This is a genomic window from Colwellia chukchiensis (assembly GCF_002104455.1).
Classification (GTDB): domain Bacteria; phylum Pseudomonadota; class Gammaproteobacteria; order Enterobacterales; family Alteromonadaceae; genus Cognaticolwellia; species Cognaticolwellia chukchiensis.
Genome location: NZ_NBOC01000029.1, coordinates 1 through 10,170, shown reverse-complemented (window position 1 = coordinate 10,170; position 10,170 = coordinate 1). Strand labels below are relative to the sequence as shown.

Annotated in this window: 8 protein-coding genes; 3 read left to right on the top strand and 5 right to left on the bottom strand. The window is 53.4% G+C overall.

Annotated elements, in window-relative coordinates; translation table 11 throughout:
- The first annotated feature begins 456 nt into the window (after positions 1–456).
- The 3 genes from sul2 to B6K83_RS17770 all read left to right on the top strand — a co-directional run bounded on the left by sul2 (position 457) and on the right by B6K83_RS17770 (position 3,672).
- Complete coding sequence (gene sul2 / locus B6K83_RS17780) at positions 457–1,272, top strand: sulfonamide-resistant dihydropteroate synthase Sul2 (RefSeq protein ID WP_001043260.1); 816 nt, start codon at positions 457–459, stop codon at positions 1,270–1,272.
- Between the two features lie 287 nt (positions 1,273–1,559).
- Positions 1,560–2,783 (top strand): macrolide efflux MFS transporter Mef(C), encoded by a 1,224-nt coding sequence (gene mef(C) / locus B6K83_RS17775; protein WP_085286200.1) that lies wholly within the window; start codon positions 1,560–1,562, stop codon positions 2,781–2,783.
- A gap of 4 nt (positions 2,784–2,787) precedes the next feature.
- Positions 2,788–3,672, top strand: a complete 885-nt coding sequence (locus B6K83_RS17770) for an Mph(G) family macrolide 2'-phosphotransferase (RefSeq protein ID WP_014386803.1) — start codon at positions 2,788–2,790, stop codon at positions 3,670–3,672.
- A 272-nt stretch (positions 3,673–3,944) separates the two neighbouring features.
- Here B6K83_RS17770 and B6K83_RS17760 read toward each other — a convergent pair whose 3' ends face one another.
- From B6K83_RS17760 to B6K83_RS17740, 5 genes are all read right to left on the bottom strand, one after another.
- The gene (locus tag B6K83_RS17760; RefSeq protein ID WP_001120888.1) at positions 3,945–5,438 is read right to left on the bottom strand and encodes an IS91-like element ISCR2 family transposase; all 1,494 of its coding nucleotides are present in this window, start codon (positions 5,436–5,438) and stop codon (positions 3,945–3,947) included.
- Positions 5,439–5,549: 111 nt separating this feature from the next.
- Complete coding sequence (locus B6K83_RS17755) at positions 5,550–5,828, bottom strand: LysR family transcriptional regulator (RefSeq protein WP_001100557.1); 279 nt, start codon at positions 5,826–5,828, stop codon at positions 5,550–5,552.
- Positions 5,829–5,882: 54 nt separating this feature from the next.
- Positions 5,883–7,097 carry a chloramphenicol/florfenicol efflux MFS transporter FloR gene (floR, locus tag B6K83_RS17750; protein ID WP_000214119.1) on the bottom strand — a complete coding sequence of 405 codons (1,215 nt, stop codon included), beginning with the start codon at positions 7,095–7,097 and terminating at the stop codon, positions 5,883–5,885.
- A gap of 216 nt (positions 7,098–7,313) precedes the next feature.
- A complete protein-coding gene (locus tag B6K83_RS18615; protein WP_001447541.1) occupies positions 7,314–8,198 on the bottom strand; it encodes a DUF3363 domain-containing protein in 885 nt (294 codons plus the stop codon).
- 30 nt (positions 8,199–8,228) lie between these two features.
- Positions 8,229–9,722 (bottom strand): IS91-like element ISCR2 family transposase, encoded by a 1,494-nt coding sequence (locus B6K83_RS17740; RefSeq protein ID WP_001120888.1) that lies wholly within the window; start codon positions 9,720–9,722, stop codon positions 8,229–8,231.
- Between the last annotated feature and the right edge of the window lie 448 nt (positions 9,723–10,170).

Genomic DNA, 10,170 nt, shown 5'->3' with positions numbered 1-10,170 from the left:
GTATTAAATGTACGATATTTACCTAATTTGCCACACTTATAAGTAGTAACCCACCTCCGCAGCCATTTATTGGTGTGGTCTACAGAGGATTAAGTCTTTTTAGAGGGGAAAATCCCTAGAACCCCATCTCCAAACATATCAAGCGTGTCTGTATCCCACTCTATTGTAAACAAGACATTTTTATCTTTTATATTCAATGGCTTATTTTCCTGCTAATTGGTAATACCATGAAAAATACCATGCTCAGAAAAGGCTTAACAATATTTTGAAAAATTGCCTACTGAGCGCTGCCGCACAGCTCCATAGGCCGCTTTCCTGGCTTTGCTTCCAGATGTATGCTATTCTGCTCCTGCAGCTAATGGATCACCGCAAACAGGTTACTCGCCTGGGGATTCCCTTTCGACCCGAGCATCCGTATGAGACTCATGCTCGATTATTATTATTATAGAAGCCCCCATGAATAAATCGCTCATCATTTTCGGCATCGTCAACATAACCTCGGACAGTTTCTCCGATGGAGGCCGGTATCTGGCGCCAGACGCAGCCATTGCGCAGGCGCGTAAGCTGATGGCCGAGGGGGCAGATGTGATCGACCTCGGTCCGGCATCCAGCAATCCCGACGCCGCGCCTGTTTCGTCCGACACAGAAATCGCGCGTATCGCGCCGGTGCTGGACGCGCTCAAGGCAGATGGCATTCCCGTCTCGCTCGACAGTTATCAACCCGCGACGCAAGCCTATGCCTTGTCGCGTGGTGTGGCCTATCTCAATGATATTCGCGGTTTTCCAGACGCTGCGTTCTATCCGCAATTGGCGAAATCATCTGCCAAACTCGTCGTTATGCATTCGGTGCAAGACGGGCAGGCAGATCGGCGCGAGGCACCCGCTGGCGACATCATGGATCACATTGCGGCGTTCTTTGACGCGCGCATCGCGGCGCTGACGGGTGCCGGTATCAAACGCAACCGCCTTGTCCTTGATCCCGGCATGGGGTTTTTTCTGGGGGCTGCTCCCGAAACCTCGCTCTCGGTGCTGGCGCGGTTCGATGAATTGCGGCTGCGCTTCGATTTGCCGGTGCTTCTGTCTGTTTCGCGCAAATCCTTTCTGCGCGCGCTCACAGGCCGTGGTCCGGGGGATGTCGGGGCCGCGACACTCGCTGCAGAGCTTGCCGCCGCCGCAGGTGGAGCTGACTTCATCCGCACACACGAGCCGCGCCCCTTGCGCGACGGGCTGGCGGTATTGGCGGCGCTGAAAGAAACCGCAAGAATTCGTTAACTGCACATTCGGGATATTTCTCTATATTCGCGGTTCAGCAGGCATGTCCCCTTTGAGGGCGACCCGAGTTCATGTTAGCTGCTGGGCTTAATTTTGATAAAATAGCTTATTTTTTGAGATAATAATTTGTACTTTTGTGGCTTCACTTCCAAAAAGTATACAACACGTGGCAAAGCCTTGGATTAAATAATTATTAGGGTAATTCTCTTCAAAACCCACTTTTATGGTATAGTACTCTATTAGTATTATGCTACAATTATTTTGTTGTATAATTTAATCAAGTTTTTATGGAAAACCGTAAATGGTTTAAGACCTATATGTTTATATGGGCTGGACAGTTTGCTTCAATGCTTACAAGTTATGCTGTTCAGTTTGCTATTGTTATATGGCTTAGTCTGGAGTACAAGTCAGCCGAAGTTTTAGCCTACGCAGGAATAGCAGCTATGTTGCCTCAAGCATTGATAGGCTTAATAGCAGGTGTATATGTTGACCGTCTCAATCGTAAATATGTAATGATTTTTTCGGATGCTTTTATAGCTCTCTGTGCCCTTTTGTTACTCGTCATTTTACAAAATGAAAATGTTAATCTTATATGGATATACATTTTATTGGGTTTACGCTCTGTTGGTAATGCTTTTCACGCTCCGGCACTACAGGCAATTGCTCCGCTGATTGTACCCCAAAATGAATTGATAAAGGTAGCAGGAATTAATCAGGTGTTACATTCGGTTTGCAGTATTGGTGGTCCTGCCATTGGCACATTAGCCATTGCTTATCTTCCTATTTCAAAAGTATTGTACTTGGATTTGATTGGAGCATTGCTGGCTATTCTTTCACTCGTGATGGTGAAAATTCCCAATGTGGTTGCGAAGTCAAAATCGTCTGCACATTCTATTGCTACAGAATTTTCGGAAGGGTTTCAGACTGTTTCAAAAAACAAAGGTTTGCGTTATCTTTTTCTTTATGCAATGGCGATAACCTTTGTTATAATGCCAGCTGCCATTATGTTTCCGTTGCTCACAACAGGGCATTTTGCAGGAGGAAAATGGGAGATAGGAATTGTAGAAGTGGTTTGGGGCGGAGGTATGCTTATTGGCGGTGTCATCCTGAGTATTTTCAAATTGAAAGGCTCAAAAGTAGTCGCAGTCAATGTTATGTATGTATTATTGGGACTTACATTTATTTTGAGTGGTGTGTTACCTGCAAGTTGGTTTGTAGGATTTGTGATGGTAACAGCCATTGGCGGTATCAGCCTGTCTGTTTTCAATGGCTGTTTTACAGCAATTGTACAAACAGAGGTAAGTCCTGAAAAATTAGGACGTGTATTTTCACTTTATTATAGTTTGGCAGTTTTGCCAAGTGTAATCGGTTTATTATTCACAGGCCTGATTGCAGAAGTTATTGGTGTAAACATTACGTTTATCATAAGCGGTTGTTTGGCAATCCTTGTGGGTATTCTTTCGTTTAGCACTCGCAACTTAATGCAATTAGGTAAAATCAAAAATATTTAAAAAAATGAAAAATAGAGATATTCAAAAATTAGCGGAAAGAAATGGGTTAATTCTTTCGGATGAAATGAGTTTTAATGAAATGGGAATTGATTTTAAGGTTGGTTTCGCTACAGATAGGGATGGCACAAAGTGGTTGTTGCGTATTCCAAGAAGAACAACCTTAGGCGAACAGATTGCGAATGAGAAACGCATTCTTCAATTGGTGTCGAAATACCTTTCGGTTCAAGTTCCTGATTGGCGTATAGCTAATGAAAAACTGGTAGCCTATCCTTTGCTCGATGGAAAACCTGCACTTACTTATGATGCGGAGACTTATGAAGTAACCTGGAATATGTCTAAAGAAAACGACCTTTATATACCATCATTAGCGAAAGCACTTATAGAACTTCATTCAATTCCTACGGAAGAAGTACTTCGTAATAATCTAAAAATTTTGACACCTGAACAGGTTAGAAATGAGATTTCTGAAAGATTGATTTTGGTGAAATCTGAATTAGGGATAAATGCCGAATTAGAACTTCGGTACCAAAAATGGCTGGATAATGATGCCTTATGGCCGAATTTTACAAAATTCATTCACGGTGATTTGTATGCAGGTCATACACTTACTCATCATAATGGAGAAGTTTGTGGAATTATTGATTGGTCAACTGCACAAGTCAGCGATATAGCACAAGATTTTTCAGGTCACGTTACTGTTTTCGGTGAAGAAAGTCTGAAAAATTTAATTGCGGCATACGAAAAACAAGGTGGAGAAGTATGGGATAAACTGTTTGAACAAGCAGTTGAACGAGCTGCTGCCGCACCTCTAGCTTATGGATATTTTGCTTTAGAAACACAAGATGAAATTCATCTTAGTTCTGCAAAATTACAGTTAGGTGTTGAGTAGATTTTTTTTAGTAGGGGCTGACACCTTAATCGGGTCAACGTATAGGAAGAATAAACGCCCTTTTCACCCAAGTCCAACAGCTTTGGACCGCAGTTGACTCTTTCGACACCCCTGCGATGCAACCCAATCCGGCTGACGGGGAGCCAGCAACGCTGAAAATTTACCCTCCTCTTTCCCACTAGCGGCTCCTTTTCCGACAACCAGCACGGCGGATCCCTGCCGCGGCGCTGTGAACGCAGCATTTTGATTGGTATCGTTGGCCTTCAGGCTCGTCAGTCAAACAGACCCAGGAGCAGCTCAGCCGGTGGCGCCCGGCTTTCGGGTAACGCCCTGGTCCCGCTGGTTTCGGCTTTGTGCTTCAGGTGATCAAGGATCTGCTTGATCACTATAGGGTCTTCAATGCAGGCGATGACTTTCATGGCGCCGCCGCAGCCGCTGCAGGTCTCGATGTCGATATTGAAAACACGCTTGAGCCGTTGCGCCCATGTCATCGACGCTCGCCGTTGTGCTGGTGTTGCCGGTTCATCAGCCACCCTGACCTTGTTGCCCCTGCCCCGTTTTGCCGGCGTGACCAACGCCCGGTGCCGACTGTTGGGTGCGAACACCCCGTGGAAGCGGGTTAGGTTGACTCTGGGCTTCGGTACCAGGGCGGCCAGCCTTGCAATGAAATCCAATGGTTCGAAAATGACGTGCGTGGTGCCGTCCCGGTACGGCGTCTTGAGCTGGTAGCGCACGTTGCCGCCTCGTGTTAACGACAGCCGCTTCTCGGATACCGCCGGGCGGCTGATGTACCGGCACAGCCGTTCGAGCTTCTTGCGTTCATCGGCCCTGGCCGCCACGCCGGCGTGCAGGCTGGACCCGGCTACCTTGCCAATCCCGTCACCGAACGGATCACCACTGGTCGGCAGAGTTTGCAAAGTGAACACCTTTCGCCCCGCCTGTGAACCGACAGCGATACGGTAAGTGATCGAGTGCCCCAGCAGGGGTGTCATCGGGTCGTCATCCACCGCATCCGAGGCCAGATAGCTGTTTTCGACATCCCGTTCCAGCAGGCCTTGCCGTTCCAGATAGCGACCCACCCGGTGGGCGATGGTGTGCGTCAGCTGGGTGAGCTCTGGGCTGGTCGGCGCCTTGACCCAGCGGAAACGCGCTGAGCCGTGGGATTGCTCGACATACACACCGTCGAGAAACAGCATGTGGAAGTGAACATTCAGATTGAGCGCCGATCCAAAACGCTGGATCAGGGTGACCGCGCCCGTCTTGGCCACTTGGTGGGTATGGCCCGCTTTCTTGACCAGGTGCGTGGCAATGACGCGGTAAACGATGCCCAGCACCCACCCCATGATCTCGGGCCGGCTGGCAAACAGGAAACGCAGCTGAAACGGGAAGCTCAACACCCACTGACGCATGGGTTGTTCAGGCAGTACTTCATCAACCAGCAAGGCGGCACTTTCGGCCATCCGCCGCGCCCCACAGCTCGGGCAGAAACCGCGACGCTTACAGCTGAAAGCGACCAGGTGCTCGGCGTGGCAAGACTCGCAGCGAACCCGTAGAAAGCCATGCTCCAGCCGCCCGCATTGGAGAAATTCTTCAAATTCCCGTTGCACATAGCCCGGCAATTCCTTTCCCTGCTCTGCCATAAGCGCAGCGAATGCCGGGTAATACTCGTCAACGATCTGATAGAGAAGGGTTTGCTCGGGTCGGTGGCTCTGGTAACGACCAGTATCCCGATCCCGGCTGGCCGTCCTGGCCGCCACATGAGGCATGTTCCGCGTCCTTGCAATACTGTGTTTACATACAGTCTATCGCTTAGCGGAAAGTTCTTTTACCCTCAGCCGAAATGCCTGCCGTTGCTAGACATTGCCAGCCAGTGCCCGTCACTCCGCGGTCTTCACTGCGTGATCGAGTTGATCGACACCCGCCGTGACACGCTCCATGAAGTGCCTGCCTGCGTCTGTTAGCCGAACGCCCCGCGCATGGCGCTCAAATAGCAGGACACCAAGGTTATCCTCCAGCGCTTTCACACGCGCGCTGACGCTCGACTGGCTGATACCAAGTGCCTTGGCCGCATGCCGAAAATTCAGATGCTCGGCGACGGCGATGAACTGAACAAGGGAAATGAGCGGTATCCTGCCAGACAGGATACCGACATTCACGAGGTTTCGATGGTTAGTGCGCCGCATCGGAGCGGGCCTGCTACCAGTCGTCGGTTAGACGACTGGCGACTTCTCGGTGGCAGCCCCACGGAGCCGAAGGAGCACCAGCCCCAACGAAACCAGTACCGCCATCGCCGTGGCGTAACAGATCACGGGCCACGCTGTGTCACCGTTTAAAAGTGCCACCGCCAATGTCCCGACAATGCTGACTATCAGGCTTTGAACGCAGAAGTAGAACGCGACCGCTGATCCCGCGATGTCGTCGAACTCTGCCAAAGCGCCGTTCGCGGTAACGGACACCGTGAAGACAATACCGACCGCGACAACCCACATCGGTAGGATGAAGGTGAGGAATGACGGCGAGCCGTAAAGTTCGCCGATCCCCAACAGGACCGCTCCGCAAACAAGCAACGCCATCCCACGCGCCACGCATCCTGCGATGCCCCATCTGGCGACAAAGGACTTCGCGAAACGGGTTGTCACGATCATTACAAGCGCGACAGTGGCGAAGGCAAAGCTGAATCCGATCTCGGAATATTCCGCTTGGCCTATGAGCACACGGGGAGCCGTCGAGAAGAAGACGAAGAAGGTGCCCATACCGGCGCTAAAGCCGACAGTGTAAACCCAAAAAGCCGGACTCGCGAAGATCGGCAAGACAGATCGGCGCGTCTTGACTTGATCCAGAGGGCGGGTTTCGTGCCACCTGAAACCCGCATTTAGGAGTGCGAGCATCGCCAGTATAGCCAAAGTAATGAATATCGCCTGCCATCCCAAGAACTCGCCGATCAATGCTCCGGCGATAGGGCCGAGCGCAGGCACGAACGCCAGCATCGAACTGAAAAGGCCGTAGATGACGACACCCTCAGGACGGTTGGCATAAACGTCGCGAACCGTCGCGAACGTCGCCACCAGCATGGCCGACGCGCCCACTGCTTGAAGTAGACGGAAAGCGACAAAGGCCGGTGCAGTTGAAGACCAAGCTGCTCCCAGAGACGCAATGACGAAAGCCGTTGCGCCCGCAAGTAGAATTGGCCGTCGCCCGATTCTGTCTGAGAGCGGACCAAAAATCACCTGGCCCACGCCGAGCATCACCATATAGAGGCTCAACGTGAGTTGGATCATAGCGGGCGTCGTGTTCAGGATGCCGGGCATCGCTGGAACGACAGGGAGATAAATATCCATCGCCAGTGAAGCGAGGATGTCGAAAGGAGCCATCAGCAGCAGTGCTGCCGGCAGCGTATAGGCCCACGCGGGGCGTGTGGTGGTCATGACGAATCAACCCTCGATTAAGGAATACCGGGCGACGTCTGCTCGTCAGCAATCAGATGAGACTAGCCTTACAGAGCGCCGCAACAACAATACTGGTTGTTGCGGCTTACTTGTCTGCTGACTTGGAATTTCCCATCTGATTACTCCACGCTTACGAATATGAATTGCTACATTTTATCCGATTATCTTTTGCTTCGCAATGCGGCATGGGCGCACTCAGCGTTCCAGCCCCCTCTGCCGCCCTAACTGCCACGACACCGACCCGCCCTGCACGATGCCCATAACCTCGCGGCCGAGTTGGCGGTCGATGATCGGCCGCCACGGGACAAGGGTGAACTCATGGGATTTCTCGACCACGGCGAACTTGCCGCTCGATAGATGCACGGTTCCGGTAAACTTGCCGCTGACGCTCTCGCCGTCCGTGGCGGCGCGGAACGGCAGGCCCTTACTCAAAGCCATATCCGATCCGACGCCGGCTACCTCGCGCTCCCGCAGGATGGCGAGAAGGTTGCGCCGGTAGAAGACGCGGCTGTCCCGGCTGCGGGTGGCGTCGCCCTGTTCGATATGGTGCTCGCGGCGCTGGTCCATGGCTTCGCGGACTTGTTGCCCGAAGCCGGTTGGCGCAAGGTCGGCCGTCTCGCCGTGGATCAGCCGCCGGTCCAGCCAGGTCGCGCCGTCCGATCCGATCTGTTTGTTCAGATCGACCGGGGAAAGGACGCGAACGCTGGCCTGACTGTCTCGGCCGGCGTCATGGGCGGCGGCACGGCTGACCAGATCATCGGGGATGCGCCATTGGTCGGCGTCGATCCGCTCGACGATACCGGCCCGGCGTAGCGCCTCCAGCCGGCGCACATGGGCATCGACATAGCCCTCATAGTCGCCGCCTGGAACGCGGCACGTATAGGAAGAATAAACGCCCTTTTCACCCAAGTCCAACAGCTTTGGACCGCAGTTGACTCTTTCGACACCCCTGCGATGCAACCCAATCCGGCTGACGGGGAGCCAGCAACGCTGAAAATTTACCCTCCTCTTTCCCACTAGCGGCTCCTTTTCCGACAACCAGCACGGCGGATCCCTGCCGCGGCGCTGTGAACGCAGCATTTTGATTGGTATCGTTGGCCTTCAGGCTCGTCAGTCAAACAGACCCAGGAGCAGCTCAGCCGGTGGCGCCCGGCTTTCGGGTAACGCCCTGGTCCCGCTGGTTTCGGCTTTGTGCTTCAGGTGATCAAGGATCTGCTTGATCACTATAGGGTCTTCAATGCAGGCGATGACTTTCATGGCGCCGCCGCAGCCGCTGCAGGTCTCGATGTCGATATTGAAAACACGCTTGAGCCGTTGCGCCCATGTCATCGACGCTCGCCGTTGTGCTGGTGTTGCCGGTTCATCAGCCACCCTGACCTTGTTGCCCCTGCCCCGTTTTGCCGGCGTGACCAACGCCCGGTGCCGACTGTTGGGTGCGAACACCCCGTGGAAGCGGGTTAGGTTGACTCTGGGCTTCGGTACCAGGGCGGCCAGCCTTGCAATGAAATCCAATGGTTCGAAAATGACGTGCGTGGTGCCGTCCCGGTACGGCGTCTTGAGCTGGTAGCGCACGTTGCCGCCTCGTGTTAACGACAGCCGCTTCTCGGATACCGCCGGGCGGCTGATGTACCGGCACAGCCGTTCGAGCTTCTTGCGTTCATCGGCCCTGGCCGCCACGCCGGCGTGCAGGCTGGACCCGGCTACCTTGCCAATCCCGTCACCGAACGGATCACCACTGGTCGGCAGAGTTTGCAAAGTGAACACCTTTCGCCCCGCCTGTGAACCGACAGCGATACGGTAAGTGATCGAGTGCCCCAGCAGGGGTGTCATCGGGTCGTCATCCACCGCATCCGAGGCCAGATAGCTGTTTTCGACATCCCGTTCCAGCAGGCCTTGCCGTTCCAGATAGCGACCCACCCGGTGGGCGATGGTGTGCGTCAGCTGGGTGAGCTCTGGGCTGGTCGGCGCCTTGACCCAGCGGAAACGCGCTGAGCCGTGGGATTGCTCGACATACACACCGTCGAGAAACAGCATGTGGAAGTGAACATTCAGATTGAGCGCCGATCCAAAACGCTGGATCAGGGTGACCGCGCCCGTCTTGGCCACTTGGTGGGTATGGCCCGCTTTCTTGACCAGGTGCGTGGCAATGACGCGGTAAACGATGCCCAGCACCCACCCCATGATCTCGGGCCGGCTGGCAAACAGGAAACGCAGCTGAAACGGGAAGCTCAACACCCACTGACGCATGGGTTGTTCAGGCAGTACTTCATCAACCAGCAAGGCGGCACTTTCGGCCATCCGCCGCGCCCCACAGCTCGGGCAGAAACCGCGACGCTTACAGCTGAAAGCGACCAGGTGCTCGGCGTGGCAAGACTCGCAGCGAACCCGTAGAAAGCCATGCTCCAGCCGCCCGCATTGGAGAAATTCTTCAAATTCCCGTTGCACATAGCCCGGCAATTCCTTTCCCTGCTCTGCCATAAGCGCAGCGAATGCCGGGTAATACTCGTCAACGATCTGATAGAGAAGGGTTTGCTCGGGTCGGTGGCTCTGGTAACGACCAGTATCCCGATCCCGGCTGGCCGTCCTGGCCGCCACATGAGGCATGTTCCGCGTCCTTGCAATACTGTGTTTACATACAGTCTATCGCTTAGCGGAAAGTTCTTTTACCCTCAGCCGAAATGCCTGCCGTTGCTAGACATTGCCAGCCAGTGCCCGTCACTCCCTGTCGTCTGGGCGTTCCTCTGGGCTAAACATCGACATGATCCGGCGCTTAATATCGCCGTCCTTGTTGACCAGCGTCTTGGTCACGAAGGCCGCGTATTCTTTGGCGTTGTCGTACCCTTTCCAGACCTCGTGGGGGTCAAGAGCGTAGGCGCAAACCCGCCCAGCGACTGGGATTCTGACCAAGGCGCGTTCTGTCTCAAGGTGGGGTTCTAGGGATTTTCCCCTCTAAAAAGACATAATCCTCTGTAGACCACACCAATAAATGGCTGCGGAGGTGGTTTACTTTCAGCTTGGAGCCTAATCATCCACTATCGGCCTTGTTATTTCG

What these genes read in the sequence shown, in the direction of transcription:
- B6K83_RS17760 (WP_001120888.1), bottom strand. Translation starts at nt 5,438, where the DNA reads ATGCCTCATGTGGCGGCCAGGACGGCCAGCCGGGATCGGGATACTGGT.
- floR (WP_000214119.1), bottom strand. Translation starts at nt 7,097, where the DNA reads ATGACCACCACACGCCCCGCGTGGGCCTATACGCTGCCGGCAGCACTG.
- B6K83_RS17770 (WP_014386803.1), top strand. Translation starts at nt 2,788, where the DNA reads ATGAAAAATAGAGATATTCAAAAATTAGCGGAAAGAAATGGGTTAATT.
- B6K83_RS17740 (WP_001120888.1), bottom strand. Translation starts at nt 9,722, where the DNA reads ATGCCTCATGTGGCGGCCAGGACGGCCAGCCGGGATCGGGATACTGGT.
- sul2 (WP_001043260.1), top strand. Translation starts at nt 457, where the DNA reads ATGAATAAATCGCTCATCATTTTCGGCATCGTCAACATAACCTCGGAC.
- B6K83_RS18615 (WP_001447541.1), bottom strand. Translation starts at nt 8,198, where the DNA reads ATGCTGCGTTCACAGCGCCGCGGCAGGGATCCGCCGTGCTGGTTGTCG.